Source organism: Actinomadura craniellae (assembly GCF_003289645.1).
Taxonomy (GTDB): Bacteria; Actinomycetota; Actinomycetes; order Streptosporangiales; family Streptosporangiaceae; genus Actinomadura_D; species Actinomadura_D craniellae.
Genome location: NZ_QLYX01000004.1, coordinates 120,518 through 147,090, shown reverse-complemented (window position 1 = coordinate 147,090; position 26,573 = coordinate 120,518). Strand labels below are relative to the sequence as shown.

General features: G+C 73.4%; 24 protein-coding genes and 1 riboswitch. Of the genes, 17 read left to right on the top strand and 7 right to left on the bottom strand.

Annotated features, from left to right (window positions below):
- Positions 1-62: 62 nt before the first annotated feature.
- Positions 63-1,595 (bottom strand): alkaline phosphatase D family protein, encoded by a 1,533-nt coding sequence (locus DPM19_RS10160; RefSeq protein WP_111865401.1) that lies wholly within the window; start codon positions 1,593-1,595, stop codon positions 63-65.
- 293 nt (positions 1,596-1,888) lie between these two features.
- On the opposite strand from DPM19_RS10160, the gene DPM19_RS10155 reads away from it, so the two are divergent.
- Positions 1,889-2,332, top strand: a complete 444-nt coding sequence (locus tag DPM19_RS10155) for a cysteine dioxygenase (RefSeq protein ID WP_111865399.1) — start codon at positions 1,889-1,891, stop codon at positions 2,330-2,332.
- A gap of 142 nt (positions 2,333-2,474) precedes the next feature.
- Positions 2,475-2,930 carry an SRPBCC family protein gene (locus DPM19_RS10150; protein ID WP_111865396.1) on the top strand — a complete coding sequence of 152 codons (456 nt, stop codon included), beginning with the start codon at positions 2,475-2,477 and terminating at the stop codon, positions 2,928-2,930.
- A gap of 5 nt (positions 2,931-2,935) precedes the next feature.
- Here the strand turns inward: DPM19_RS10150 and DPM19_RS10145 are convergent, their stop codons facing one another.
- Positions 2,936-3,565: a LuxR C-terminal-related transcriptional regulator gene (locus DPM19_RS10145; RefSeq protein WP_111865394.1), complete on the bottom strand. Its 630-nt coding sequence runs from the start codon at positions 3,563-3,565 to the stop codon at positions 2,936-2,938.
- A gap of 55 nt (positions 3,566-3,620) precedes the next feature.
- Positions 3,621-4,793 carry an ATP-binding protein gene (locus DPM19_RS10140; protein ID WP_111865391.1) on the bottom strand — a complete coding sequence of 391 codons (1,173 nt, stop codon included), beginning with the start codon at positions 4,791-4,793 and terminating at the stop codon, positions 3,621-3,623.
- 195 nt (positions 4,794-4,988) lie between these two features.
- Here DPM19_RS10140 and DPM19_RS10135 point away from each other — a divergent pair, with 195 nt between their 5' ends.
- The 5 genes from DPM19_RS10135 to DPM19_RS10115 all read left to right on the top strand — a co-directional run bounded on the left by DPM19_RS10135 (position 4,989) and on the right by DPM19_RS10115 (position 11,404).
- On the top strand, positions 4,989-6,320 hold the full coding sequence (locus tag DPM19_RS10135; protein ID WP_111865389.1) for a PspC domain-containing protein: 1,332 nt from the start codon (positions 4,989-4,991) through the stop codon (positions 6,318-6,320).
- Positions 6,313-6,510, top strand: a complete 198-nt coding sequence (locus DPM19_RS10130; protein WP_111865386.1) for a hypothetical protein — start codon at positions 6,313-6,315, stop codon at positions 6,508-6,510. Before DPM19_RS10135 ends, DPM19_RS10130 begins: the two co-directional genes overlap by 8 nt.
- Positions 6,511-6,595: 85 nt before the next feature.
- Positions 6,596-8,845 carry a DNA helicase PcrA gene (pcrA, locus tag DPM19_RS10125; RefSeq protein WP_199484974.1) on the top strand — a complete coding sequence of 750 codons (2,250 nt, stop codon included), beginning with the start codon at positions 6,596-6,598 and terminating at the stop codon, positions 8,843-8,845.
- Positions 8,846-8,913: 68 nt separating this feature from the next.
- Positions 8,914-9,000: riboswitch (ZMP/ZTP riboswitch) on the top strand.
- Between the two features lie 43 nt (positions 9,001-9,043).
- Positions 9,044-10,309, top strand: coding sequence for a serine hydroxymethyltransferase (locus DPM19_RS10120; protein ID WP_111865383.1), 1,266 nt, complete (start codon positions 9,044-9,046; stop codon positions 10,307-10,309).
- Between the two features lie 66 nt (positions 10,310-10,375).
- Positions 10,376-11,404, top strand: a complete 1,029-nt coding sequence (locus tag DPM19_RS10115) for a BtrH N-terminal domain-containing protein (RefSeq protein ID WP_233510023.1) — start codon at positions 10,376-10,378, stop codon at positions 11,402-11,404.
- Positions 11,405-11,530: 126 nt separating this feature from the next.
- On the opposite strand, the gene DPM19_RS10110 is transcribed toward DPM19_RS10115, so the two are convergent.
- Entirely contained in the window at positions 11,531-12,709 is a 1,179-nt protein-coding gene (locus tag DPM19_RS10110) for a glycoside hydrolase family 15 protein (protein ID WP_146778803.1), read from the bottom strand.
- 230 nt (positions 12,710-12,939) lie between these two features.
- On the opposite strand from DPM19_RS10110, the gene sucC reads away from it, so the two are divergent.
- The 3 genes from sucC to DPM19_RS10095 all read left to right on the top strand — a co-directional run bounded on the left by sucC (position 12,940) and on the right by DPM19_RS10095 (position 16,937).
- A complete protein-coding gene (sucC, locus tag DPM19_RS10105; protein WP_111865378.1) occupies positions 12,940-14,127 on the top strand; it encodes an ADP-forming succinate--CoA ligase subunit beta in 1,188 nt (395 codons plus the stop codon).
- Between the two features lie 2 nt (positions 14,128-14,129).
- On the top strand, positions 14,130-15,014 hold the full coding sequence (gene sucD, locus DPM19_RS10100) for a succinate--CoA ligase subunit alpha (RefSeq protein WP_111865375.1): 885 nt from the start codon (positions 14,130-14,132) through the stop codon (positions 15,012-15,014).
- Between the two features lie 138 nt (positions 15,015-15,152).
- Positions 15,153-16,937, top strand: coding sequence for a cell division protein PerM (locus DPM19_RS10095; RefSeq protein WP_233510022.1), 1,785 nt, complete (start codon positions 15,153-15,155; stop codon positions 16,935-16,937).
- A gap of 4 nt (positions 16,938-16,941) precedes the next feature.
- On the opposite strand, the gene DPM19_RS10085 is transcribed toward DPM19_RS10095, so the two are convergent.
- On the bottom strand, positions 16,942-17,376 hold the full coding sequence (locus tag DPM19_RS10085; RefSeq protein WP_111865373.1) for a DUF4190 domain-containing protein: 435 nt from the start codon (positions 17,374-17,376) through the stop codon (positions 16,942-16,944).
- A gap of 121 nt (positions 17,377-17,497) precedes the next feature.
- On the opposite strand from DPM19_RS10085, the gene purN reads away from it, so the two are divergent.
- The 4 genes from purN (at position 17,498) to DPM19_RS10070 (ending at position 20,915) form a co-directional block, all read left to right on the top strand.
- Positions 17,498-18,142: a phosphoribosylglycinamide formyltransferase gene (gene purN / locus DPM19_RS10080; RefSeq protein ID WP_233510021.1), complete on the top strand. Its 645-nt coding sequence runs from the start codon at positions 17,498-17,500 to the stop codon at positions 18,140-18,142.
- Positions 18,139-19,695: a bifunctional phosphoribosylaminoimidazolecarboxamide formyltransferase/IMP cyclohydrolase gene (gene purH, locus DPM19_RS10075; RefSeq protein WP_111865367.1), complete on the top strand. Its 1,557-nt coding sequence runs from the start codon at positions 18,139-18,141 to the stop codon at positions 19,693-19,695. The genes purN and purH overlap by 4 nt, the downstream gene beginning before the upstream one ends.
- 111 nt (positions 19,696-19,806) lie before the next feature.
- Positions 19,807-19,983, top strand: a complete 177-nt coding sequence (locus DPM19_RS35195; RefSeq protein WP_158566748.1) for a hypothetical protein — start codon at positions 19,807-19,809, stop codon at positions 19,981-19,983.
- Positions 19,984-20,066: 83 nt separating this feature from the next.
- A complete protein-coding gene (locus DPM19_RS10070) occupies positions 20,067-20,915 on the top strand; it encodes a bifunctional methylenetetrahydrofolate dehydrogenase/methenyltetrahydrofolate cyclohydrolase (protein WP_111865364.1) in 849 nt (282 codons plus the stop codon).
- 74 nt (positions 20,916-20,989) lie between these two features.
- On the opposite strand, the gene DPM19_RS10065 is transcribed toward DPM19_RS10070, so the two are convergent.
- Positions 20,990-21,694 carry an FHA domain-containing protein gene (locus DPM19_RS10065; protein WP_233510053.1) on the bottom strand — a complete coding sequence of 235 codons (705 nt, stop codon included), beginning with the start codon at positions 21,692-21,694 and terminating at the stop codon, positions 20,990-20,992.
- 329 nt (positions 21,695-22,023) lie between these two features.
- On the opposite strand from DPM19_RS10065, the gene DPM19_RS10060 reads away from it, so the two are divergent.
- The 3 genes from DPM19_RS10060 to DPM19_RS10050 all read left to right on the top strand — a co-directional run bounded on the left by DPM19_RS10060 (position 22,024) and on the right by DPM19_RS10050 (position 24,926).
- Positions 22,024-22,359: a DUF3017 domain-containing protein gene (locus DPM19_RS10060; RefSeq protein ID WP_111865359.1), complete on the top strand. Its 336-nt coding sequence runs from the start codon at positions 22,024-22,026 to the stop codon at positions 22,357-22,359.
- A 113-nt stretch (positions 22,360-22,472) separates the two neighbouring features.
- Positions 22,473-23,693 (top strand): NADP-dependent isocitrate dehydrogenase, encoded by a 1,221-nt coding sequence (locus tag DPM19_RS10055; protein ID WP_111865357.1) that lies wholly within the window; start codon positions 22,473-22,475, stop codon positions 23,691-23,693.
- A 246-nt stretch (positions 23,694-23,939) separates the two neighbouring features.
- Entirely contained in the window at positions 23,940-24,926 is a 987-nt protein-coding gene (locus DPM19_RS10050; protein ID WP_111865355.1) for a malate dehydrogenase, read from the top strand.
- A 43-nt stretch (positions 24,927-24,969) separates the two neighbouring features.
- Here the strand turns inward: DPM19_RS10050 and DPM19_RS10045 are convergent, their stop codons facing one another.
- Positions 24,970-26,484, bottom strand: coding sequence for a hypothetical protein (locus tag DPM19_RS10045; protein ID WP_111865352.1), 1,515 nt, complete (start codon positions 26,482-26,484; stop codon positions 24,970-24,972).
- Between the last annotated feature and the right edge of the window lie 89 nt (positions 26,485-26,573).

The window sequence follows — 26,573 nt, the reverse complement described above, 5'->3', positions numbered from 1 at the left end:
GGGGCGACCGAAAAGAGGCCGCGGGCGTCCCCGAGCCGTATCAGGGGACGCCCGCGGCGAGATCAGCGCCGGGGGCGCAGGGTGGTGCTGTAGAGCGACTTCCCGTCCAGGTCGCGCAGGTGGACGGTCAGCTCCCGGCTACGCCCGTCGATCGAGACCTGGCCGAAGAACTGGAACCCCTCGGCCGGGGAGGTGTTCGCCCGCGGCGGAGCCGCCTGGAAGCGCAGCTGGGGGCCGAACGTGGACTCCAGCTGGTTCGGGCCGAAGGCCCCGGCGTTCAGCGGGCCCGCGACGAACTCCCAGAACGGGTCGAAGTCGGAGAAGGCCGCCTTGTTCGGGTCGTAGTAGTGCGCCGCCGTGTAGTGCACGTCGGCGGTCAGCCACACCATGTTCTCGACGTCGTGCCGCCGGGCGTAGGAGAGCAGGTCCGCGATCTCCCGCTCCCGGCCCAGCGGCGCCCCGCCGTCGCCCTGGGCGATGCCCTCCTGGGCGGTCCCGTCCGGCACGATGAGGCCGATCGGCAGGTCGGCGGCCATCACCTTCCAGGTCGCGTCCGACCGGCGCAGCTCCCGCTTCAGCCAGGCGAGCTGCTCGGCGCCCAGCACCCCGGAGCGGGAGTCCGGCTCGCGGTTCGCGGTGTTGGGGTTCTTGTGGGTGCGCATGTCGAGCACGAAGACGTCCAGCGAGGGCCCGTAGGAGATCTTCCGGTAGATCCGGTCGCCGCGGATCGGGTTGTACTCGTGCAGCGCCTGGCGGGCCCGCGCGGTCAGCACGTCCACCCGCTTCTCGGTGTACCGGGCGTCCTCCAGGATCTCGCCGGGGTACCAGTTGTTGGTGACCTCGTGGTCGTCCCACTGGTAGATCATCGGCACCCGGGCGTTGAACGCGCGCAGCGCGGCGTCCTGCAGGTTGTACCGGAACTGGCCGCGGTACTCGGCCAGCGTCTCGGCGACCTTCTCCTTCTCCGGGATCACCAGGTTGCGCCAGGTGCGGCCGTCCGGCAGCGCCACGGTCGGGGTCAGCGGCCCGTCCGCGTACACCCAGTCGCCGCTGCACAGGAAGAAGTCGGGGCGGACGGCGGCCATCGCGTTGAAGATCCGGTAACCGCCCAGGTCCGGGTTGATGCCCCAGCCCTGCCCGGCCAGGTCGCCGCCCCAGACCAGGCTCACGTCCCGCCGGTCCCGGGGCGCCGTGCCGAACGAGCCCGCGACGGGGGCGGACTCCACCCACGACCGGTCGAGGCCGGCCAGCCGGACCCGGTAGTGGACGTCCTGGCCCGGCGGCAGCCCGCGCAGCAGGGCCTTGCCGGTCAGGTCGGTGCCCGGGGTCAGCAGCGGGCCGCGGACCGTCCGGGCGCCGCGGAAGTCGGGGCGGTGGCTCACGTCGACGTACATCCGGGCCGGCCGGTCGGCGCGCGCCCACACCACCGCCTCGGTCGCGGTCACGTCACCGCTCTGCACACCGTGGGTGATGGCCGGCCGGTCCCGGCGCAGCAGCGCAGGCGCCGCGAGGGCCGGTTCGGCCACGCCGAGGAGGGCGGCGCCGCCCCCGGCGGCGAGCCCGGTCCGCAAGAAGTCGCGCCGGTCGAGCGCCATGGTCACTCCCTTGATCAAATGCCACGTACTCGGCGCATGTTTCAGCTCCCGGCAGTACGCGGCTTGCCCGGAACGTGACCGGATGGTGAATCCGGCGCGATCGTCTGGCGCCGAAATCAGCCGTTCGACTTGACAACGGAGAGTGACACGTGTGTCCTTGTCGGCATGCCAGCGCGCGTCTCCCACCTCAGCCGCCCGGGTCGTCCCGTGGCCGCCGCGCTGTGTCCTGCGTGTTGTTGTCGCTGACCCGTTTCCAGCGTTCCGACGACAGCCGCAGACCGAGGACTTTCTCCGTGGACATCGACGTCTTTCCCGACATCACCATGCGTGGCCAGGACGACCCGCACGCCCGCACCCTGACCCCGCGCCCGCCCACCGTCGGGCAGCTCGCCGCCCGCGTCGGGCGGCTGGCCGGACGGCCCGCCGACTGGTGGCGGCTGGCCCGGTTCGAGCCCGACCGGACCGGCCGGGTGCTGGTCGAGCGGGCCGGCGGGGTGGAGCTGTGGCTGACCACCTGGCCGCCCGGCCACCGCACCGGCGTCCACGACCATGCCTCCACCGGGGTGACCATGGTGGTCGCGGGGGAGCTGACCGAGGTCGCGATCACCGCCGACGGGGTGACCGAGCGGGCGTTGCGCGCCAACCGGGTCCGGGTGCACGGCGGTGCCCACCCCCACCAGCTCGTCAACCCGGGCCCCGCCTACGCGATCAGCCTGCACGCCCGCCGCGAACCCTGACCAGGGGCGCCCGCGGTTCGTGGCCGTCGGGGTCGAGCCTGGTGGCCCACCGCCAGATCTGCCGCGCCCGCGGCGACCTCGCCGGGTTTTTTGTCACGACTCGACGTAGTGGCGCCCGCACCGCCGCCCGTACGGTTCGACGATGCCGATATCGATCGAAGCGACCGCGACCTCGACGGCCTCCCCCGAAGCGATCTTCCGGCACGTGGCGGTGGCCGAGGCGTGGAACGTGTGGGGGCGCCTCCCCGGCAAGGCCCGGCGGGAACGCCCCGGTGTCGGCGAGCCCGACGGGGTCGGCGCGGTCCGGGCCATCTGGCCGGCCCGCGAGGAGGTCGTGGCCTACGACCCGCCCCGGCACTACGCGTACCGGCTGCTGCGCGGGCTGCCCGTCCGGGAGTACCGGGCCGACGTGCGCCTGGAGTCACGGGACGGCGGCGGCACGCTCGTCCGCTGGCAGGGCCGGGTCGAGCCGCTGATCCCCGGCACCGCCCCGCTGATCCGCCGGCTCTTCACCCGGGTGCTCACCAGGCTGGCCACCGGCGTGGCCGCCCACTCCACCACCTGCGGCCCCGACTGCCCGGCCTACTCCGCGCCCTGACCGGGTCAGACGAGGCGGCGGGCGGCGGCCCAGCGGGAGAGTTCGTGGCGGTTGGAGAGCTGGAGCTTGCGCAGGACGGATGAGACGTGGGTCTCGACGGTCTTGACGGAGATGAACAGTTCCTTGGCGATCTCCTTGTAGGCGTAGCCGCGGGCGATCAGCCGCAGCACCTCGCGCTCGCGGGCGGTGAGCTGGTCCAGTTCGGAGTCGGCGGCGGGGAGGTCGGAGGCGGCGAACGCGTCCAGCACGAAACCGGCCAGCCGGGGGGAGAAGACCGCGTCGCCCTCGGCGACCCGGCCGATCGCGTCGGTCAGCTCCGGGCCGGAGATCGTCTTGGTGACGTAGCCGCGCGCGCCGCCGCGGACGACGCCGATCACGTCCTCGGCGGCGTCCGACACCGACAGCGCCAGGAACCGGGCCGGGACCGTGCCGTGCAGCCGGCGCAGCACCTCGATGCCGCCGCCGCCCGGCAGGTGCACGTCCAGCAGCACCACCTCGGGCTTCGCCGCCGTGATCACCGAGACGGCCTCGTCCACGTCGCCGGCCTCGCCGACCACCTCGATGTCGGTGCCGAGTTCGGCCTTCACCCCGGTCCGGAACATCTGGTGGTCGTCGACCAGCACGATCCTCGTCATCGGCGCACTCCGCTCGCGGTTCGCGGCCGCCGGTGCGCGGCGGCCTCCCACCCGGTCACTTTTTCATCTCCAGCCGGACTTCGGTGCCTTCGCCCGGGGACGTCCGGACGGTCGCCGTGCCGCCGTGGCGTTCCATCCGCCCGATGATGGACCCCCGGACGCCCATCCGGTCGTCCGGGACGGCGTCGAGGTCGAAGCCCGCGCCCCGGTCCCGGACGAAGATCGTGACCTGCTCGCCGCCCGGGTCGCCCTCGACCTCCGCGTACACCGAGACAGCCCCGGTCCCGGCGTATTTCGCCGCGTTGACCATGGCTTCCCGGGTGGCCTGGAGCATCGCGCCGAGCCGCTCGTCCAGCGGGCAGTCGCCCACGCACACCACCTCGATCGCCACCCCGTGGTCGTCCTCCACCTCCCCGGCCGCCTCCCGGACGGCGGCGGCGAGGGTCTGGTCGGGGTCGGACCGGGGCTGGTAGAGCCAGTTGCGCAGGGTGCGCTCCTGGGAGCGGGCCAGCCGCTGCACCTCACGGGGGTCGTGTGCGCTGCGCTGGATCAGCGTCAGCGTGTGCAGTACCGAGTCGTGGATGTGCGCGGCCAGCTCGGCGCGCTCCTGGGAGCGGATCCGCTCGTGCCGCTCGCTCTCCAGGTCCTGCCAGAGCCGGAGCAGCCACGGGGTGGCGATCATCGCCACCCCGCTCAGGATCACGCCCGTGGCGATCAGCACCTCGCGGGCCTGGGCGGTGTCGACCTGCTGCACCAGGAAGCCGCCGATCCCGCAGACCACCAGCGCCAGCCCGAACAGGCTGCGCAGCCACATCCGGCGCAGCGGGCCGGTGGTGGTGCGCACCCAGCGCTGCCGCCGGTCGCCGTCGGCCTGCTGCCAAAGGATCGCCGCCCCCGCGCCGACCACCAGCAGCGGCAGGACCGCGGCGCTCGTCGCCTGGTTGCCCCAGGACAGGTAGGCCAGACCCAGCGTCACCGCCAGGTAGGCCAGCGTCTGGCCCCAGTCGCGCCGCCCGGCAGGCTCCTCCCGCCGGGGCACCAGCAGCCAGAACGCGCAGTACGCGGCGATGCCGGCCCAGCCGCTCACCACCAGCACCACGAAGACCAGCCGGACGACCACCACGTCCAGGCCGAGGTGGTCGGCCAGCCCGCGGCAGACCCCGGCCAGCAGCCGGCCGTCGGCCCGCCGGTCGAGCCGGGGCGCGGAAGAAGGAGCGGACGTCGTCATAACCCTCAGATCGTCACACGTCCCAGCAAACCGCGCATCAGGGATCAACCCTGGTCTCCCACCTCAGGGACGTCGCCCGGCCCCTGCCTGGGCCGAGAGGGCGGCGTCTCCGGCCCGGACCCTGAGGGCGGGTCGGGGACGAATCAGGGGCGTCCCGGATGTCCCGGCCATCCGGGGAGGTCCAGGATTGTGGCCATGAAAGAGCAGACCGGAACCGGGCCGGACCAGTACCACCGGCTGCCCCGGGTCAAAGAGGGGCGCATGATCGTCGGCGTGTGCGGCGGGCTGGGCCGGTACACGGGGATCGACCCGGTGGTGTACCGGGTCGGGTTCGCGCTGCTGTGCATCATGGGCGGGCTGGGCGTGCCGCTGTACGTGGTCGCGGCGCTGATGATGCCGCCGGCGTCCGGCGGCGACTCGCCGGCCGAGCAGGTGCTGCGGCGCCGCTTCGACGCCGGGGGAGTGCTCGTGGTCCTGGGCGGCCTGCTCGCCTTCGGGGCGCTGCTGGGCCTCACCGGCAGCGGCCTGCTGGGGCTCGGCCTGTCGGGCAACGTGCTGACCGCGATCACGGTGTTCACGGTGGCGCTGCTGGTCGCGCACGCCCGCGGGGTCGACCTGCGGGAGGTGGCCCGGACGCTGCCCGAGCGGTTGCAGGGGCACCCGCCCGTCCCCGCCACCGGGAAGGCGGCGCCCTCGGGCTGGACGCTGCCGGACTGGGTGCGGGGGCACCCGCCCGCGTCCGGCGCGGCGGCCACGGAGGAGAAGGCGTCCCCGCCGCTGCCGCCCGGCATGATCGACCTGGCCCGGCTCGGCGAGCCCGGCGGGAACTCTGGGATCGCCCTCGGGATCTCGCTGGGGAAGCCCGACCAGCCCCTGAAGCCCCCGCAGCCCCCGAAACCCGTGCCGCCCAAGCCGAAATCGGTGCTCGCCCCCGTCACGCTGCTGCTGGCGATGATCGCGGCCGCCGCGGTGGTCCCGGTGGCCTCCGGGTACGCCGGCCTCGCGTCGGGGCAGATCATCACCGCCACCGGCCTGCTCGTCGTCGGGCTGGGGCTGGTGGTCGCCACCCTGTACGGGCGGAGCACCGGGCTGGTCGCCGTCGGCACGGTGCTCTCGCTGGGGCTGGTGACCTCGGCGGCGGCCGCCGGCGTCGAGCACGGCGGCCGGGTGGGCGAGGTCGAGTGGCGGCCGGTGGACGCCACGAAACTCGAACCCACCTACCGGCTGGCGCTGGGCGCCGCCCGGCTGGACCTCACCGCGCTGCCGCTGCGGCCGGGCCAGCGGGTCCGGGTCCAGGCCGAGCTGACGGCCGGCGAGCTGATCGTCACGCTGCCGCCCGGGGCCCGGGTGGAGGCCGACCTGCGGGCGGGGCTGGGCGATCTGGAAGTGGAGAAACGCGTGGTCAGCGGCCCGAAAGCCCGGTTTGAGGGAGTGCTCGAACCCGAAGGACGGCCGGTCGCCGACCCGCCGGTGATCGAGCTGCACGTCCGCGGCAAGCTCGGGAACGTGGAGGTCCGTCGTGCGTAGGCACCGGTTCGACCCCGGGGCGCTGGCCGCGGGCGTGTACTTCCTGGCCATGGGCGGGATCTTCCTCGCCACCGGCCTCACCGAGGAGAACGTCGTGGAGCCGGGAATCCTCGCTCCCACCGCGGTGATCGGCATCGGTGTGGTCGGCCTGGTCCGGGTGCTGTCCCGGTCCCGCCGCCGCGATTCCTGACCGCGTCCCCCGCGCGGGGGACGCGGCCCGCCCGGATCCCGCGGTGCGGGCCCGGGTGTCGGTGGGCGGCCGTAGACTCGCCCTGATGTCTCCCACGCACCCACTGCTCGACGGTCTCAACCCGCCGCAGCGCGCCGCCGTCGTCCACGCGGGCGGCCCGCTGCTCATCGTGGCGGGCGCCGGATCGGGCAAGACCCGAGTCCTCACGCACCGCATCGCCCACCTGCTGGGCGACCGCGACGTGCACCCCGGCCAGATCCTGGCGATCACCTTCACCAACAAGGCCGCGGGGGAGATGAAGGAGCGGGTAGACGCGCTGGTCGGCCCCCGGTCGCGGGTCATGTGGGTGATGACGTTCCACTCGGCCTGCGTGCGCATCCTGCGCCGGGAGGCGTCCCGACTGGGCTTTCCGTCCAGCTTCTCGATCTACGATCAGGCCGACGCGCAGCGGCTGATGGCGCTGGTCTGCCGGGAGCTCGACCTCGATCCCAAGCGCTACCCGCCCAAGGCGTTCTCGGCCCAGGTGAGCAACCTCAAGAACGAGCTCATCGACTACGAGACGTTCAAGGAGCGGGCGTCCACGCACATGGAGCAGACGCTCGCCGAGGCGTACACGATGTACCAGGCCCGGCTGCGGCAGGCCGGCGCGATGGACTTCGACGACCTGATCATGACCACGGTCAACGTGCTGCAGATCTTCCCCGAGGCGGCCGAGCACTACCGGCGCCGGTTCCGGCACGTCCTGGTCGACGAGTACCAGGACACCAACCACGCCCAGTACGAGCTGATCCGCGAGCTCACCCTGCCCGTCGAGGGCCTGGACCCCGCGGAGCTGTGCGTGGTGGGCGACGCCGACCAGTCGATCTACGCGTTCCGGGGCGCCACGATCCGCAACATCCTGGAGTTCGAGCGCGACTACCCGCAGGCCACCACGATCCTGCTGGAGCAGAACTACCGCTCCACCCAGACCATCCTGTCGGCGGCCAACGCGGTGATCGAGCGCAACGCCGGCCGCAAGCCCAAGCGGCTCTGGTCCGACCAGGGCGAGGGCGAGAAGATCACCGGCTATGTCGCCGACAACGAGCACGACGAGGCCGCGTTCGTGGCCCAGGAGGTCGACCGGCTCACCGACACGGGTGACGTGGTGCCCGGCGACGTGGCGGTCTTCTACCGCACCAACGCCCAGTCCCGGGTCTTCGAAGAGGTCTTCATCCGGGTCGGGCTGCCCTACAAGGTCGTCGGCGGGGTGCGGTTCTACGAACGCAAGGAGGTCCGCGACCTGCTGGCCTACCTGCGGGTGCTGGCCAACCCGGAAGACACCGTGTCGCTGCGGCGCATCCTCAACGTGCCCAAGCGCGGCATCGGCGACCGGGCCGAGGCGTGCGTGGAGGCCCACGCGGCCCGCGATCGCGTCTCGTTCTGGCAGGCGCTCCGCGAGCCCGGCGAGGTGCCCGGCCTGGCCACCCGGTCGCTGAACTCCATCCGCGAGTTCGTGGCGCTGCTCGACGACCTGCGCGCGCGGGCCGAGACCCTGACCCCGGCCGACCTGGTCGAGGCGGTCCTGACCCGGTCCGGGTACCTGGCCGAGCTGGAGGCGTCCAAGGACCCGCAGGACGAGACCCGCATCGAGAACCTGCGCGAGCTGGAGGCCGTGGCCCGCGAGTTCGAGTTGCGGCTCGACGGCGAGCCGGCCGAGGGCCGGCTGGTGGAGTTCCTGGAGCAGATCTCGCTGGTCGCCGACGCCGACTCCATCCCCGGCGCCCGGGGCGGCCCGGTGCCGCCGGGCGAGCGCGCCCCCGAGAGCGAGCAGGGCGTGGTCACGCTGATGACCCTGCACACCGCCAAGGGCCTGGAGTTCCCGGTGGTCTTCCTCACCGGCATGGAGGACGGGGTCTTCCCGCACCTGCGCGCGATGAGCAACCCCAAGGAGCTGGAGGAGGAGCGCCGGCTGGCGTACGTGGGCATCACCCGGGCCCGGCAGCGGCTGTACGTCACCCGGGCCGCGATGCGCAGCTCGTGGGGGGCGCCGCAGGTCAACCCGCAGTCGCGGTTCCTGGGCGAGGTCCCCGACCGGCTGGTCAGCTGGGAGCGGTCGGCGGCGTCCACCACCGCCGCCCCGGCGCTGGCCTCGATGGCGTCCCGGCCGGGCGTGCGCTCCCCGGGCAACCGTCCGGTGCCCGCGCTGGCCGCGGGCGACAAGGTCACCCACGACTCCTTCGGCCTCGGCACGGTCGTGTCGGTCTACGACGCGGGCGAGAAGGCCAGCATCGACTTCGGCGGCGAGTACGGCCTCAAGACCCTCGTCCTGCGCTACGCCTCGGTCGAGAAGCTCTGAATCCCAGGCGCGGGCCCGCACCCGGAAGCGCTGAATCCCCCGTGCGAGGCCGAGACCGGGCGGGTAGCGTGGGGGGACGCGACTGGCGCTAGTCGAGGTGGAGTTCACCACCGGGAAGCGAATCCGTCCGCACACCGCGCGCCTGGGTGTCGGCCCGTTCACCGGGCCGCCCGAGCCCGGCACACCGCGGAGGTCGCGATGCACCGACCGGCACTGTCCAGCCTGCACGGCTCCGATCCCGAGATCGCCCGGCTCGTCGAGGCCGAGGCCCGGCGCCAGTTCGAGAAGGTCCGGCTGATCGCCTCGGAGAACTACGTCTCCCCGGCGGTTCTGGAGGCCACCGGGTCCGTCCTGACCAACAAGTACTCCGAGGGTTACCCGGGGCGCCGGTACTACGAGGGCCAGCAGAACGTGGACCTGGTCGAGACGCTGGCGGTGGAGCGGGCCCGGCGGCTGTTCGGCGTCGAGCACGCCAACGTGCAGCCCTATTCCGGCTCTCCCGCCAACCTGGCCGTCTACCTGGCGTTCCTGAACCCCGGCGACACGGTGCTGGGCATGTCGCTGCCGATGGGCGGGCACCTCACCCACGGCTGGCCGGTGTCGGCGACCGGCCGCTGGTTCCACGCGGTGCGGTACGGGGTGCGTGCCGGGGACGGCCGGATCGACCTCGACGAGGTCCGCGACCTGGCCCGCAAGGAGCGGCCCAGGTTGATCTGGTGTGGCGGCACCGCGGTCCCGCGCACGATCGACTTCGCCGCGTTCGCCGAGATCGCCCGGGAGGTCGGCGCGGTGCTGGCCGCCGACATCGCGCACATCGCGGGCCTGGTCGCGGGGGGCGCGCATCCCTCGCCGGTGGGCCATGCCGATGTGATCTCCACCACCACGCACAAGACCCTGCGCGGCCCGCGCGGCGCCATGGTGATGTCCACCGCCGAGCACGCGGCGGCGATCGACAAGGCGGTCTTCCCGGGCCTGCAGGGTGGCCCGCACGACCACACCACGGCGGCCATCGCGGTGGCCCTGCACGAGGCCGCTGCGCCGGAGTTCGCCGGCTACGCCCACCGGGTGGTGGCCAACGCGCGGGCGCTGGCCGGGGCGCTGCTGGACCGCGGGTTCGACCTGGTGTCCGGCGGTACCGACAACCACCTGATCCTGATCGACCTCACCGGGAAGGGGGTGCCGGGGCGTCCCGCCGCGCAGGCCCTGGACCGGGCCGGGATCGAGCTGAACCACAACACCGTGCCGTTCGACCCGCGCACGCCCTTCGACCCGTCCGGCCTGCGGATCGGCACCGCCGCGATCACCACCCGGGGCCTGGCCCCGGCGGACATGCCCCGGATCGCCGCCTGGCTCGACCGGGCGCTCGCGGCGCACCGGGACGAGGCGGTCCTGGCGGCCGTCGCCGCCGAGATCCGCGAGTTCCTCGCCGGTCACCCGATGCCGGGCTGGAGCCCGACGCCCTGATCGCCGCGGGGTCCCCTCCGGGGGACCCCGCTGGCGGGCCGAACCGGATTCTGGTCAACTGGGGCGGTGGTGAAGATCGAGGACTACCCGCACCGGCTGGGCGGGCACTGCGGCTCCGGGGCGTTGCGGGACCTGATGGAGTGGGCCGGGCTCGGCTGGGACGGCCCGCCGGACGAGGGCCTGGTGTTCGGACTCGGCGGCGACCTGGCGTTCACCTACGTCCGGACCGGGGCGAACCCGTTCTTCGTCGGCCGCGGACCCGACCTGGAGCTGCGGTTCTGCGACCGGCTCGGCATCGCGACCCGGCGCGACCAGACGGACGACCCGGCCGAGGGCTGGCGGTGGGTCACCGGGCAACTGGACGCGGGCCGGCCGGTCATGGTCTGGGCCGACATCGCGGACCTGCCCTACCTGCGGGTCAGGCTGTCCAACGCCCGGCACGACATCGTGGTGATCGGTTACGACGACGAGGCCGCCTGGGTGGTGGACAACGACCGCGCGGACGTCCAGCGCGTGCCGCTGGCCGCGCTGGCGAAGGCCCGCGACTCCCACGGTTTCGGCGGCCCCAACCGGCACGCCACCTACCCGATGGGGTTCCCGGCCGCGCTGCCCGACCTGCTGCCCGCGGCCCGCGACGCGGCCGCCGCCGGCGTGGCCGGCCTGCGGGGCGACCAGACGACCGGGGCGCTCCCGCCGCCGCCCGGGGAAACGCTGCTGGGCACGGGCCTGTCCGGAGTCGAGGTCTTCGCGGCCGACGTCGCGGCCTGGCCGGACGCACTCGACCCAGGGGAACTGGCCGCCGCCCGGGCGGCCCTCCCCGTCTTCATCGAGAAGGCCGGCACCGGCGGCGGCATGTTCCGCCGCCTGCAGGCGGACTTCTGCCGCGACGTCGCCCGGCTGACCGGCGACCGCCCCTTCGCGGCGGCGGCCGACGCCTACGCCGCCTGCGCCGCCGCCTGGAGCGCGCTCGCCGCCCTCGCCCGCGACCCCGGGACGGACCACGCGGCCCTCACCCGGACGGCGTTCGCGCTCCCCGCACTGGAGCGCGCCGCCGTCGAGTCCCTGGCCGCCGCGGCCGGTTCCGAACAGGGCTGATCCGGGCAGGCGCCCGCCGGCGGGTCTGATCCGAGGTCGGCGCGGACGACGACACCGTGCGGTGCCAGATCAACGCCCGGGGCAGGCGGGCTGATATGAGGTCGGCGCGGGCGGTCCCGTTCCGGCTCAGCGGGCGCACCGGGCGGACGGTACCGGCAGCGGGCGCTCGGCCTCCGCGAGGGTGAGGACGACCAGGGCGGCCGTCCAGCCCAGGGGCGCGACGGACCGCGGGCGGCCCCGGGCGTCGACCTTCTCCGGGAGGCTCCCCTGGGGGGTGCGGTGCGCCGAGAGCCAGTCGAGCCGGGCGCCGGCCACCGCGGGCTGGCCGCCGGCCGCTGCGGCCAGCGCGAACAGGCCCATCTCCGGGGTCCAGGCGGTCTTCCGGTCCCCGGCCCACCGCTCGCCCGGGAGCACGCCCCCGTTGGGCAGTGCCAGCCGCCGGGCGGCCCGCTCGACCGCGGCGGTCACCCGCTCGTCCCGCGGCGCGTACGGCGGGGCCAGGAACGTCACCGAGGTGTCCATCCGCCCGCCCGGTACGGGGGAGCGGGGGTAGCCGTGCGGCGCGAACCGCCGGTCGATCGCCGCCGCGAGCCGGCAGGCCGCGGCCTGCCAGCGCCGGGCCGGCACCGGCCGCCCGGTCTCGCGGGCGAGCGCCGCGGCCGACCGCAGCCCCAGCAGCGCGGGTGCCGCCACCCCGAGCGTCGGCAGGTCCGGCTCCTGCTCGGTGCGGGGTTTCCGCTCCCAGTAGTCCGAGGACGGCGGCGGCAGTCCCGCGCGGTCCAGCGACCCGGCCAGCCGGTCGGCGGCCCGTTGCACCATCCGCCACCGGTCGGCGTCCGGCGGGCCGGCGCGGTGCTGGAGCCAGGCGGCCCACAGCGGCCAGCCGGGGGCGTCCCCCTGGGGTGGCCGGCCGTCCTCGACGGGGGAGCCGTCCTCGCGGTACCGGGCCGCCCACCGGCCGTCGGCCGGTTGCACGCGGGCCAGGAAGTCCAGGATCAGGCCGGCCTCCCGGGGGTGCTCCGCGGCCTGGAACGCCACCGCGGCGAACGCGGCGTCGCGCGGCCAGACGTATCGCCACTCCTTCCGCCAGGACGCGAGGGCGGCCCCGTCCGGCCGGGTGAGCAGCCGCAGGTCCAGCAGCGCCCGTTCCGCCATGGCGCGGTGCGGGGTTCCGGCGCCCGGGATCCGGCCCGCCGCCAGCCAGGCGCGCTCGTCGTCCGGGGCGGCGGCTCCCCGCGGGGCGCCGGCACCGAGCACGGCGACGAGGGCGACCAGGATGACGGACGCGATTGTGCGTCTGGTCACTCGCACCACCTTGACCACCCCGCCGCTTTAGCCAGTCAACTCAGCTATTAACCAGATTGAGTGGTATTTCCATTGCTCGGTTCATGCCCGAACGGGCCCCGCGCGCCCGGGCAAGGGTGGGGGTTGACTAGGCTGCCTGCTCGGAGCGGACCGCCGGGTGGTCCGGCTGGCCTGAGGACGGCGCGGCCACCGGGAGCGGTCATCGGCTGTCGATCCGTTAAGGACGCCTCGTGGACCTGTTCGAACATCAGGCGAAGGAACTCTTCGCCGAATACGGGATACCGGTGCCCACCGGCAAGGTCGCCCACACCCCCGCGGAGGCCCGGGCCATCGCCGAGGAGTTCGCCGCCGCCGGGGTCTCCCGGGTGGTGGTGAAGGCTCAGGTGAAGACCGGTGGCCGCGGCAAGGCCGGCGGCGTGAAGCTCGCCGACTCCCCCGCCGACGCGGAGGAGAAGGCCACCCAGATCCTCGGCATGGACATCAAGGGCCACACGGTCCACAAGGTCCTCGTCGAGGAGGCCAGCGCGATCGCGCAGGAGTACTACTTCTCCTTCCTGCTCGACCGTGCCAACCGCACCTCCCTGTCCATCTGCTCCGTCGAGGGCGGCATGGACATCGAGGAGGTCGCGGCCACCACGCCCGACCGCGTCGCCATGGTGCCGATCGACGCGCAGACCGGCGTCGACCGGGCCAAGGCCCGCGAGATCGCCGAGCAGGGGCACCTGCCCGCCGAGGCGCTGGACGGCGCCGCCGAGCTGGTCGAGCGGCTGTGGGCCGTCTTCACCGACGAGGACGCCACCCTGGTCGAGGTCAACCCGCTGATCCTGACCGCCGACGGCCAGGTCAAGGCGCTCGACGGCAAGGTCACCCTCGACGGCAACGCCGAGTTCCGGCAGCCCGACCACGCGGCGCTGGAGGACGCGGCGTCCGCCGACCCGCTGGAGGCCGCGGCCAAGGCCAAGGACCTCAACTACGTCAAGCTCGACGGCACGGTCGGCATCATCGGCAACGGCGCGGGCCTGGTGATGTCGACGCTGGACGTCGTCGCGTACGCGGGCGAGCAGTTCGGCGGGCAGCGGCCGGCCAACTTCCTCGACATCGGGGGCGGCGCCTCCGCCGAGGTGATGGCCAACGGCCTGGAGATCGTGCTCTCCGATCCCTCGGTCAAGAGCGTCTTCGTCAACGTCTTCGGTGGCATCACCGCCTGTGACGCGGTCGCCAACGGCATCGTCTCGGCGTACAAGCTGCTCGCCGACCGCGGCGAGACCGTCGACCGGCCGCTCGTGGTCCGGCTGGACGGCAACAACGCCGAGCTCGGCCGCCAGATTCTGTCCGACGCCGCCCTTCCGGGCGTCGAGCGGGTCGACACTATGGATGACGCGGCCAAGCGGGCCGCCGAGCTCGCGGTAGGTGCATGACAATGGCCATCTGGTTGACCGAGAACAGCAAGGTCATCGTCCAGGGGATGACCGGCTCCGAAGGCTCCAAGCACACCGCCCGCATGCTGCGGGCCGGCACGAACGTGGTCGGCGGGGTGAACGCCCGCAAGGCCGGGCAGAGCGTCGACTTCGACGGCACCGAGCTGCCGGTGTTCGGCACCGTCGCCGAGGCGATGGCCGCGACCGGCGCCGACGTGTCGGTGGTGTTCGTGCCGCCGAAGTTCACCAAGGACGCCGTGGTCGAGGCGATCGACGCCGCGATCGACCTGTGCGTGGTGATCACCGAGGGCATCCCGGTGCACGACACGGCCTACTTCTGGGCGTACGCCACCGCCAAGGGCAACGCGACCCGGATCATCGGGCCGAACTGCCCCGGCATCGCCTCGCCGGGCAAGTCCAACGCGGGCATCATCCCGGCCGACATCACCACGCCGGGCCGGATCGGCCTGGTCTCCAAGTCGGGCACGCTGACGTACCAGATGATGTACGAGCTGCGCGACATCGGCTTCTCCACCTGCGTCGGCATCGGCGGTGACCCGGTCATCGGGACCACCCACATCGACGCGCTCCAGGCGTTCCAGGACGACCCGGAGACCGACGCGATCGTGATGATCGGTGAGATCGGCGGCGACGCCGAGGAGCGGGCCGCGGCCTACATCGAGCAGCACGTGACCAAGCCGGTCGTCGGCTACGTCGCCGGGTTCACCGCGCCCGAGGGCAAGACCATGGGCCACGCCGGCGCGATCGTGTCGGGTTCCGCCGGCACCGCGCAGGCCAAGAAGGAGGCCCTGGAGAAGGTCGGCGTGCGCGTCGGCAAGACCCCCAGCGAGACCGCCCGCCTGATGCGGGAGATCATGTCCCGCTGACCGCGGACGCACGGGCCCGGGCGGGCCGCCTCGCCGAGGCGGCCCGCCCGGCGTGCGTTGACGAACATCACGGGGCGAAGGGCGACACGCCGGACGCGGCGCCCCGTCCCGTCCCGTCCCGGCTGCCAGCATGGGCGGATGACCGAAGCGACTCCCAGGCGACGGGCCGAGGAACCGGCCGTCCCGGCCGCCGGGCCGCGGCCGCTCGCGGTGACGGGCCTGGTGGGCGCGTCCTGGTGCGTCGGGATCGGGCTCGCCGTCCTCACCACCATCACCCTGATCGGCTGGATCGCCGCCCCGCGGGCCGCGCTGGGCCCCGGGCTGGCCGGGGTATTCCGCACCGCGGTCAACTTCTGGCTGGTCGCCCACCACGCGGGCTTCTCGTTGCAGGACGGCCGGGTCGGGCTGCTGCCGATCGGCCTGATGGTGCTGCCGGGGGCGCTGCTCTACCGCAGCGGCGGCTGGATGATCAGGTCCATCGAGCCGCGCCGCCCGCCCCGGGCCATGGTGATGCGCGTCGCCGTCGCCCTCGCCGCCCCGTACGCGCTGCTGGCCGGGGCGCTGGCCCTGGCGGCGAGCACGTCGGTGGTGCGGCCGTCGGCCTGGCAGGCGCTGTTCGCGTGCTTCGTGCTGGCGGTCTGCGCGGGCGCGCTGGGCGCGGCCCGGGCGGTGGTGGCGGCCCGGGGGCCCCGGGTCCGCTCCGGGCTGGGCGCGCTGCTGCGGCTGCTGCCCGACCGGCCGCGCTCGCTGGCCACCGGCGTGGCGGCCTCGACCGCGGTGCTGCTGGCCTCCGGCGCGCTGCTCGTCGGCGCGGCGCTGGCGATGAACTTCGCCGAGGCCCGGACGCTGTACGACGCGCTGGCCCCCGGCCTCGTCGGCGGCCCGTTGCTGCTCCTCGTGGAGATCGTCTTCCTGCCCAACGCGGTGATCTGGGGGATGGCGTACGCGATCGGACCCGGCTTCGCGGTCGGGTCGGCGACCAGCGTCTCGCCGACCGGGGTGATCCTCGACGTGGTGCCGTCCTTCCCGCCGCTGGCCGCGCTGCCGGAGACCGGCCCGGCTCCCGCCCTCTCGCTGTTCGCGCTCGCCGCGCCGTTCGTGGCCGGGGCCGTCGGCGGGGTGCTGACCGTCCGCGCCCTGCCCAGCCCGGTGTACGAGGCCGCGCCGCTGTGGGGCTTCGTGTCGGGGGCGCTGACCGGTTGCGTCACCGCGGTGCTGGCCGCGCTGTCGGGCGGGCCGCTGGGCGGCGGCCGGCTGGCCACCATGGGGCCGTCGGCCTGGCAGGTCGGGTTGCTGGCGGCCCTGGAGGTCGGGGTCTCCGCGGCGATCGCCGCCTGGGTGGCCAACTGGCGGATGCTGCGCACCTCGGGGAAAGAGCCCCGGCCGCGCCGCCGGTGGCGCCGTGCCCGGGCCGGGGCGCCCGCCGCGCCCGACCCCGCCGAGATGGCCGCCGCCGTCCCGGCCGAGGGGGCCGGTGCCCCGGCCGGACGTACCGCGGGCCGGACGGCGGGCGGGGGCCGGCGCCGGTGGCGCCGCGCGCCCCGGCCCCCGGCGGCGCCCGCCGGAGGACGGGCCGACAGGCCGGCCCCGCCGGCGGCGCGCCCGGACACGCCGCGCCGCCCGGTGCCGCAGCCGGGCGCGTCAGTGGAGTTCGAGGAGGCGGAGCCGATCCTCGGCGCCCGCCGCCCGCCCCGCCGGAGCGTGCCGCGGCGGCCGGACGAGCCGGCCGCCGACTGGATCGAGCCGGTGCCGGCCCCCGCGCCCGCACCGGATCAGGACCCAGGGCCGGAACCGGCGCCCGCGCCGGAACCCGAACCCGCCGACGAGACCCCCGAACCCGTTCCCCCGCCGAGCGACGAGCCCGCGCGGACCGAGAACAAGGGCGGGGCGATCTACGTCCTGCGCGAGGAGTCCGAGGACTGAACCGTCAGCCCATCAGCGGGCCGTACTTGTCCATGCTGCCCCGGGGCAGGTTGAGCCTGTCCTCGAACTTGGGGAAGTACTCCTTCTGGCAGGCTTCCCGGTCGGTGCGGGTGTTCGAGCGGTCCAGGCACTTCTGGTAGCCGCTGAGCTCGTCCCCCAGGATGAACAGCATCGCCACCACCATGGCCGAGATGACCAGCCCGATCGCCCCGGTGATCAGCCCCGCGATGGCGCCCGGCGGGTTCCCGGCCCGCCGGGCCCGGATCCCGAACACGATCGCGGCGATCCCGGCGAGCAGCGCCAGCGGGGGGAACAGGAAGATGCCCAGCAGCGAGCCCAGGCCGAGCCAGAGCGCCCGCAGTCCGCTGCGCCTGGCGGATTCGTCCGGCCCCGGCTGTTGCTGAGCGGTCTGCGGCCCGGCGCCCGGGTCCTCGTTCACGTTTCCTCCTGGTGTCGGCCCTGCGCGTCGGCGTGGGGGAACGATGCCGATAGGCTTTTTTCGAGCGGCCGGAGTCCGGCCCCGTCCATATACCCATCACCAGGTCGTTCAGGGAGTCATGGTGTCCGCCCGGCTTGTCGTCCTCGTTTCCGGCGCGGGGACCAACCTACAGGCGCTGCTCGACGCTTGCGCCGATCCGGCCTACGGTGCCCGGGTGGTGGCCGTGGGGGCCGACCGCCACGGCATCGCCGGCCTCGACCGGGCGCGTGCCGCCGGGCTGCCCACGTTCGTGGAGCGGGTGCCGGACCATCCGACCCGCGCCGACTGGGACGTCGCGCTGACCGCCGCGGTCGCCGAGCACGAGCCCGATCTGGTGGTGTCCGCGGGATTCATGAAGATCCTGGGCGCGCGGTTCCTCGAACGGTTCGGGGGGCGCACGGTCAACACCCACCCGGCGCTGTTGCCGGCCTTCCAGGGCGCGCACGCGGTGCGGAACGCCCTGGAGTACGGGGTCAAGGTGACGGGCTGTACGGTCCACTTCGTCGACGAGGGCGTGGACACCGGCCCGGTCATCGCCCAGGAGGCGGTTCCGGTCCGCTGGCACGACGACGAGGACTCCCTGCACGAGCGCATCAAGCAGGTCGAGCGCCGGATGCTCGTCGAGGTCGTGGGGCGGCTGGCCCGGGACGGTTGGACCGTCAAGGGCCGCCGGGTGTCGCTCAAGTGCAGGACGTGCCGAACGGACGAGGGGAGCTCCGAGCAGTGAGCCGGATCGCGATCAAGCGGGCACTGATCAGCGTGTACGACAAGGCGGGCCTGGAAGAGCTCGCCCGGGGGCTGCACGAGGCGGGCGTCGAGATCGTCTCCACCGGCTCCACCGCCGGGCGCATCGCCGCGGCCGGGGTGCCGGTGCTGCCGGTGGAGGAGCTGACCGGTTTCCCCGAGTGCCTGGACGGCCGGGTGAAGACCCTGCACCCGAAGGTGCACGCGGGCCTGCTGGCCGACCGCCGTAAGGACGACCACGTCCGGCAGCTCGGCGAGCTGGGCGTCGAGCCGTTCGACCTGGCGGTGGTCAACCTCTACCCGTTCGGCGACACGGTCGCCTCCGGGGCGTCCCCCGACGAGTGCGTCGAGCAGATCGACATCGGCGGCCCCACCATGGTGCGCGCCGCCGCCAAGAACCACGCGAGCGTGGCCGTGGTGGTCGATCCGGCCGGGTACGGGGCGCTGCTGGAGGCCGTCCGGGCGGGCGGCTTCACCCTGGAGCAGCGCCGCCGGCTGGCCGCCGCCGCGTTCGCGCACACCGCCGCGTACGACACCGCGGTCGCCTCCTGGTTTGCCGGCGAGTACGCGCCGGACGAGACCGCCGCCGAGTCCGGCTGGCCGGACTTCCTCGGTGCCACCTGGGAGCGCGCCGCCGTGCTGCGGTACGGCGAGAACCCGCACCAGCGCGCCGCCCTGTACACCGACGGGCGGGGCGGGCTGGCCGGTGCCGAGCAGCTGCACGGCAAGGAGATGTCCTACAACAACTACGTCGACTCCGACGCGGCCCGCCGGGCGGCCTACGACTTCGCCGAGCCCTGCGTGGCGATCATCAAGCACGCCAACCCGTGCGGGATCGCGATCGGCGGCGACGTGGCCGAGGCGCACCGCGGGGCGCACGCCTGCGACCCGGTGTCGGCCTTCGGTGGCGTGATCGCGGTCAACCGGCCGGTGAGCGAGGAGATGGCGCGGCAGGTGGCCGACGTCTTCACCGAGGTCGTCATCGCGCCGGACTTCGACGCCGCGGCGCTGGAGATCCTCACCCGGAAGAAGAACATCCGGCTGCTGCGCTGCCCCGAGGGGCCGTCCGGGGCCACGGAGTTCCGCCGGATCGACGGCGGGCTGCTGCTGCAGGGCGTCGACCGGGTCGATGCGCCCGGTGACGATCCGGCGGAGTGGGAGCTCAAGACCGGTCCGGCCGCCGACGAGGCCACCCTGCGCGACCTGGCGTTCGCCTGGCGGGCCTGCCGGTCGGTCAAGTCCAACGCGATCCTGCTGGCCGCCGGCGGCGCCACGGTGGGGGTCGGCATGGGGCAGGTGAACCGGGTCGACTCGGCCCGGCTCGCCGTCTCGCGGGCCGGTGACCGGGCGGTGGGTTCGGTCGGCGCCTCGGACGCGTTCTTCCCGTTCCCCGACGGCCTTGAGGTGCTGACCGCCGCGGGGGTGCGCGCCATCGTCGAGCCGGGCGGCTCGGTCCGTGACGACGAGGTGATCGCCGCGGCCGAGAAGGCCGGGGTCACCCTCTACTTCACCGGGGTCCGGCACTTCTTCCACTGAGTGTTTTTGCCGATCATGGGCGGTTTCGCCCCCGGGCGTTGGTACTCTCGGCGGTCTAACCGCGCCTCATCTCCTCTTTGCCATGGGCGCGATCGATCGTAAGGAGTCCGCGTGGTGGATCTGCTCATGGTCCTCGTCCTCCACACCTACGCGATGCTGACCCAGGCGCAGGCGCTCATCGGGGTCGTCGCCGCGGTGCTGGCGGCCGTGCTGGCCGCCCGCGGCAGCTGGCACGTCACCGACCGGCTGATGGCCTGGCGGCAGCGTCCGCGCCCCGACGAGGACTGAGCGTCCCGGCGGAGCCCTCCCGGCCGCCTGCGACAATGGACCGGTAACGGTTCGTGAGGAGCGCGAGTGAAGAGGGCCTGCCGATGAGCGCGCGGATTCTGGACGGCAAGGAGACCGCGGCGGAGATCCGCCGCGATGTCGCGGTACGGGTGGCCGCGCTGAAGGAACGCGGGCTGAGCGTCGGGCTGGGCACCGTGCTCGTCGGCGACGACCCCGGCAGCCGGTCGTACGTGGCGATGAAGCACCGCGACTGCGCCGAGGTCGGCATCGAGAGCATCCGTCGCGACCTGCCCGCCGACGCCACCCAGGCCGAGGTGGAGCAGGCGGTGGCCGAGCTCAACGCCGACCCGGCCTGCACCGGTTACATCGTGCAGCTGCCACTGCCGAAGGGGCTGGACGAGCGGCGGGTGCTGGGGCTGATCGACCCCGACAAGGACGCCGACGGCCTGCACCCGGTCAACCTCGGCCGGCTGGTGCTGATGCAGGACGGCCCGCTGCCGTGCACCCCCAAGGGGATCGTCGCGCTGCTCCGCCGCTACGACGTCCCGCTGCGCGGCGCCGAGGTCACCGTGATCGGGCGCGGTGTCACGGCGGGCCGGCCGCTCGGCCTGCTGCTCACCCGGCGCAGCGAGAACGCGACCGTCACGCTCTGTCACACCGGCACCAAGAACCTGGCCGAGCACACCCGCAACGCCGACATCGTGGTGGCCGCCGCGGGGGTGCCCGGGCTGGTCACGGCCGACATGGTGAAGCCGGGCGCGGCCGTGCTCGACGTGGGGGTGTCCCGGGTCGACGGCAAGCTGACCGGCGATGTCGCCCCGGACGTCCACGACGTGGCCGGCTGGGTGGCGCCCAACCCCGGGGGCGTCGGTCCCATGACCCGCGCGATGCTGCTCGCCAACGTGGTCGAGGCGGCCGAGGCGAGAGCCTGATCGGCCGATGCGACCGTACGGCCGTCCCTGAACGCTGCCCGGCGGGGACGACCGTACGGTCACGTACCAGCCCCCTAGCTGGCCCGGCGTCTCGCCCCGGTGACGGGCGGCCGCCCGGCGGCCCCTGGTCTGCCCGCTGCGGGCGCCGGTCGTCCGGCGGCGGTGCCGGGTCGGCCCGCGGCGGCGTGCGGCGGGCGTCTGCCCTCCGCGGGCGGCCGGTTCTCCACGCCGGGCGCCCGGTTCTGCTGGGGCACGTGCACTGGCGGCAGCGGGCGCACCAGCCCCATGGCGATCACCTCGTTGGCCAACCGGGTGCGCCGGTTGGTCCCCTCGGGGATGCGGAACTTCTGATACAGGCGCAGCAGGTGCTGCTTGACGGCGGCCTCGGTCACCACCAGGTCGGTGGCGATGTCCCGCGCCGTTGCGGGGGCCACGAAAGCGGCGTCCGAGAGGGCCGGACGGCAGAGCGAGGTCAGCACGTCGACCTCTCGTCTGGTGAGCTCCGGGGCGACGGCGCGCCGCAGCTCGACGTCCGGGTCGACGTCCTCTCGGGGGATGCCGCCCAGCCGGCACCGTGCGGTGCCGAAGCTGATCACGTCGCCGTCCTCCAGTACGCGGCGAGCGATCGGGCGGCCGTTGACACGCGTCCCGTTCCGTGACAGGCCCAGGTCCACGACGTAGACGTACGGGCCCCGCCGGACGATCTCGGCGTGCAGGCGGGACACACTCGGGTCATCGAGGCGTACCTCAACTCCTTTCCCTCTTCCGACCGTCGTCACGTCGGGGCGCAGCGGCACCACCTGCCCGCTGTCTTCGATCCGTATGAACGGCCCCTCCACGGCAGTCCTCCCAGCTAGTTAGCGACCCCTGTCTGCCGGGTTACCCGGGGGTGTGTGGGTCGCACACCTGTTACCAGTGGGTAGCCCCGATGTCACAAGGGATTCCGGAGCCTGGAGGGTGCTTTTCGACCGCGCTGTTCCGAACGGCGGGATCCCGCGCCGGTTCATCGGGCGGGAACGGGTTCTAGACTCGGGGGTGATGATCCGCCGTCCGGTGCGGGTGGGGAACCCCGCCCTCCCGGCGGGGAGCACGACGAGGAGGCGACCCGATGACCGCCCAGGGCGACGACCCGGCCCGGACGCTGACGCGACGGCGCCGAACCGCCGCGCAGTCCCGCGGCGGGGCGCCGCACTGGCTGGGGCAGTTGCCGTACGTCATGGTCCTGGTGGGCGTGGGCGCCGGGCTGACCATGTTCGGCCTCGGCCACTTCCGGCGCGGGTCCGCGCTCGTCGCGGCGGCGGTGCTGCTCGGCGCGCTGGCCCGGGCGGTGCTGCTGGAAAGCCAGGTCGGCATGCTCGCCACCCGCAAGAAGTGGCTGGACGTGCTCACCATGGTCGCCTTCGCGGTCACCATCGTCACCGTGGCGTGGACCATCAGCAAATAAGGGAAATCTTTGGTTCTACCGGGGCCCGGTCTAGACCTTTTACCGGGCTCGGATAGCCTCCCAGTGAGCCTTACGAAGGACTGCTGGCCGGTGCAGGAAAGGGACGCACAACCATGCCCAAGACCAAGGTAGCGGGCCCCGTCGTCGAACTCGACGGGGACGAGATGACCAGGATCATCTGGCAGTTCATCAAGGACCAGTTGATCCTCCCCTACCTCGATGTCGACCTGAAGTACTACGACCTGGGCATCGAGCACCGGGACGCGACCGACGACCAGGTCACCATCGACGCGGCCAACGCCATCAAGAAGTACGGCGTCGGCGTCAAATGCGCCACGATCACCCCCGACGAGGCCCGGGTGGAGGAGTTCGGCCTCAAGAAGATGTGGCGCTCTCCCAATGGAACGATCCGTAACATCCTCGGCGGCGTGGTGTTCCGCGAGCCCATCGTGGTCTCGACGATTCCGCGGCTGGTGCCGGGCTGGACGAAGCCGATCATCATCGGCCGGCACGCCCACGGCGACCAGTACCGCGCCTCCGACTTCGTGGTCCCCGGCCCCGGCACGGTGACCATCTCCTACGTGCCCGACGACGGCTCCGAGCCGATGGAGATCGAGATCGCGAAGTTCCCCGGCGGCGGCGTGGCGATGGGGATGTACAACTTCGACGACTCGATCCGCGACTTCGCCCGCGCGACCATGCGGTACGCGCTGGACCGCGGGTTCCCCCTGTACATGTCGACCAAGAACACGATCCTCAAGGCCTACGACGGCCGCTTCAAGGACCTGTTTGCCGAGGTCTTCGAGGCCGAGTTCAAGGCCGAGTACGACGCGGCGAACCTCACCTACGAGCACCGGCTGATCGACGACATGGTCGCGGCGGCCCTCAAGTGGGAGGGCGGCTTCGTCTGGGCGGCGAAGAACTACGACGGTGACGTCCAGTCCGACACCGTGGCCCAGGGCTTCGGCTCGCTCGGCCTGATGACCTCGGTGCTGATGACCCCGGACGGCAAGACCGTCGAGGCCGAGGCCGCGCACGGCACGGTCACCCGGCACTACCGGCAGCACCAGCAGGGCAAGCCGACCTCCACCAACCCGATCGCGTCGATCTTCGCCTGGACCCGGGGCCTCGCCCACCGTGGCAAGCTCGACAACACCCCCGCGGTCACCGCGTTCGCCCACACGCTGGAGCAGGTCTGCGTCCAGACGGTGGAGAACGGCCAGATGACCAAGGACCTGGCGCTGCTGGTGGGCGGCGACCAGAGCTGGCTGACCACGCAGGAGTTCCTGCACGCCCTCGACGTCAATCTGCAGAAGGCCATCGCCCAGGGCTGACCTGAACGACACCGCGGAGGCCGCCCCGGAGATCCGGGGCGGCCTTTGCTCGTTCGGGTGCTCGTTCGGGTGCTTGTTCGGGGCTCGCTCCGGAACGCGTTCCGGGGTGCGTTCGCGCACCTGCGGGAACCGCGCGATAGCCTGGCAGGCGGATATCTCGACAACGAGAGACATCTCCGGCGGCGGGTGGCCGAGAGGCCCGGCCGGCCGCCCCGAAGAAGCTGCCAGGACCACCAGGAGAACGTCATGACCCGCACTCCCGTCAACGTGACCGTCACCGGTGCCGCCGGTCAGATCGGGTACGCGCTGCTCTTCCGCATCGCGTCCGGCCACCTGCTCGGCCCGGACACCCCGGTACGGCTGCGCCTGCTGGAGATCCCGCAGGCCGTCAAGGCCGCCGAGGGCACCGCGATGGAACTCGACGACTGCGCGTTCCCGCTGCTCGCCGGCGTCGACATCTTCGACGACGCGACGGCGGCCTTCGACGGCGTCAACGTGGCGCTGCTGGTCGGCGCCCGGCCGCGGACCAAGGGCATGGAGCGCGGTGACCTGCTGGAGGCCAACGGCGGCATCTTCAAGCCGCAGGGCGCGGCTATCAACGCCGGTGCCGCCGACGACGTCCGGGTGCTGGTGGTCGGCAACCCGGCCAACACCAACGCGCTGATCGCGCAGGCGCACGCGCCGGACGTGCCGGCCGCCCGGTTCACCGCGATGACCCGCCTGGACCACAACCGCGCGCTGTCGCAGCTCGCCGCGAAGCTTTCGGTGCCGGTCAGCGCGATCCGGAAGATGACGATCTGGGGCAACCACTCCGCGACCCAGTACCCGGACCTGTACCACACCGAGGTCAACGGCAAGATCGCCGCCGAGCAGGTGGAGGACGGCTGGCTGCGCGACGAGTTCATCCCGACCGTCGCCAAGCGCGGCGCGGCCATCATCGAGGCCCGCGGGGCCTCCTCGGCCGCCTCCGCCGCCAACGCGGCCATCGACCACATCCACACCTGGGTGCACGGCACCCCCGAGGGCGACTGGACCTCGATGGCCGTGGTCTCCGACGGCTCCTACGGGGTGCCCGAGGGCCTGATCTCGTCCTTCCCGGTGGTGGCGAAGGGCGGCGAGTGGGAGATCGTCCAGGGGTTGGACATCAACGACTTCTCCCGCCAGCGGATCGACGCCTCCGTCGCCGAACTGGCCGAGGAGCGCGACGCCGTCAGCTCCCTCGGTCTCCTCTGAGCCGCACGCGTACCGTGGCGGGGCCCCTGCGGGGGTCCCGCCACTACTCGTCCAGAGGGCGGTCGTCCAGGACGCGTTGCATGAGTTCGCGCAGTTCCAGGTCGGGTTCGACGGCGAAGGCGTTGCGCAGCGCCAGTTCGGCGGGCGGGGGCCAGGTGGCGCGGCCCCAGACCGACATGGTGCGGGCGGCCATGGTGCGCAGCCGGGGCACCGGGCAGCCGAGCCCGGCGGCGACCAGCGGCCAGCCCCGGCCGGGCCAGTCGCCCAGCGCGGGCAGGAAGGCGTCGAGGCAGCGGTGCGGGGCGTACTCCTCGCCCACCCCGGTCGCCTCGCCCGTGCCGGAGCCGATCTCGGCGAGCGGCAGCAGCTTCATCGCCAGTTCCAGCACCTCGTCGATGGTGCGGGCCTCGACCTGATGCATGGCCGAGTACCAGCCACGGACGTCGTACGGGTCGGCGCGCAGCCGCCGCAGGTGCACGTGGAGGGTGGGGATGCCGAGGAACCGGCACGCCCGGTCCGCGCGCTGGAATTCGGCCGGGTCGGCGGAGTCGAGCCCGGCGCGGGCCAGGTCGGGCCAGTTCGGCTGTCCCAGGACGGCGTCGCAGGCGGGCGGCAACGCCGGCCAGTGCTCGGCGGCGTACTCGCGGAGCGCCGCGACGGCGAGGAAGTGCCGCAGGTCCTCGGCCCGGGTCTGCAGGTGCTCCAGGAACAGCCGGGCGGCGCGCTCGCCGTCGGCGTAGTCGGGCATCCCGCGCATCGGGCCGTTCTGCTCGCAGAGCGCGGTGAGGATGTCGCCGGCGGCGTGGAGCAGTTCGGCGTCCGCGTCGGCGACGGCCAGCCGCCCGGCGAGACCGCCGGACTCGGCGGCGATCCCGGCGAGGTAGGCGTGGGAGACGTCGTTGCGGAAGCCGCCCCGGACGATCCAGTCCAGGATCTCGGGGCGCTTGCTGTTGGCGAGTTGCTCCACCAGGTGGACGCGGCCCCAGCCGGTCACGCTGCGGGCCAGCTCCCACAGCTCGTCCTCGCCGCCGCCGGGCTGGTTGACCAGTGCCACGGCGGCGAAGAGCGTGAACTCGTCGTGCCGGCCCAGGACCATGAGCTCGGCGCGGTGGTGGTCGGCGTCGAACAGGCCGAGCAGCGAGATGCCCAGCTTGACGGCCTCCCGCCGCCGGGCGTTCAGCGCCAGCCAGCGGCCGAGCCGGTAGGCGCGGTCGGGGTCGATCCCGGCGGAGCGCACCCGTCCCATCAGGGGGTCGACCAGGGCGATCACCCGGAGCGGGGCGACGGTGTCCACCAGCGCGGGAGCCGTCGCCCGGTTCTCGATGGCCGTGACCAGCGCGGTGTAGACCTCGTCGACCTCGCCGGGGTCGGCGGAGCCGGCCCAGTGGTGCGTCAGCACGCCGTCGCGCGCGCCGGGCGCCCAGAGCGCGCCCTTCTCGTCGTCCGGCAGCGTCTCCCCGCCGGGGAGCAGCCCGGGGCCGGTGTCCGGAAGGTGCGCCCGGAGGTGTTCGTAGATGGAAGGATCGGAGGAACGGGTCCGCCGTAGCCTGCTCAGCATTTCGCGCACTTTAGTAGCGCTCCGGGGGACCGGCGACTCGTTCCGGGTCGCATCACACTCAAACCGGAAGATTGCGGTTTGACGGCCGA

Bases quoted from the DNA above. Each gene is read 5' to 3' on its own strand.
- DPM19_RS10160 (WP_111865401.1), bottom strand. From the start codon at position 1,595: ATGGCGCTCGACCGGCGCGACTTCTTGCGGACCGGGCTCGCCGCCGGG.
- DPM19_RS10050 (WP_111865355.1), top strand. From the start codon at position 23,940: ATGACCCGCACTCCCGTCAACGTGACCGTCACCGGTGCCGCCGGTCAG.
- pcrA (WP_199484974.1), top strand. From the start codon at position 6,596: ATGTCTCCCACGCACCCACTGCTCGACGGTCTCAACCCGCCGCAGCGC.
- DPM19_RS10145 (WP_111865394.1), bottom strand. From the start codon at position 3,565: ATGACGAGGATCGTGCTGGTCGACGACCACCAGATGTTCCGGACCGGG.
- DPM19_RS10120 (WP_111865383.1), top strand. From the start codon at position 9,044: ATGCACCGACCGGCACTGTCCAGCCTGCACGGCTCCGATCCCGAGATC.
- DPM19_RS10055 (WP_111865357.1), top strand. From the start codon at position 22,473: ATGCCCAAGACCAAGGTAGCGGGCCCCGTCGTCGAACTCGACGGGGAC.
- sucD (WP_111865375.1), top strand. From the start codon at position 14,130: ATGGCCATCTGGTTGACCGAGAACAGCAAGGTCATCGTCCAGGGGATG.
- DPM19_RS10135 (WP_111865389.1), top strand. From the start codon at position 4,989: ATGAAAGAGCAGACCGGAACCGGGCCGGACCAGTACCACCGGCTGCCC.
- DPM19_RS10045 (WP_111865352.1), bottom strand. From the start codon at position 26,484: ATGCTGAGCAGGCTACGGCGGACCCGTTCCTCCGATCCTTCCATCTAC.
- DPM19_RS10140 (WP_111865391.1), bottom strand. From the start codon at position 4,793: ATGACGACGTCCGCTCCTTCTTCCGCGCCCCGGCTCGACCGGCGGGCC.
- DPM19_RS10095 (WP_233510022.1), top strand. From the start codon at position 15,153: ATGACCGAAGCGACTCCCAGGCGACGGGCCGAGGAACCGGCCGTCCCG.
- DPM19_RS10150 (WP_111865396.1), top strand. From the start codon at position 2,475: ATGCCGATATCGATCGAAGCGACCGCGACCTCGACGGCCTCCCCCGAA.
- DPM19_RS10070 (WP_111865364.1), top strand. From the start codon at position 20,067: ATGAGCGCGCGGATTCTGGACGGCAAGGAGACCGCGGCGGAGATCCGC.
- DPM19_RS10060 (WP_111865359.1), top strand. From the start codon at position 22,024: ATGACCGCCCAGGGCGACGACCCGGCCCGGACGCTGACGCGACGGCGC.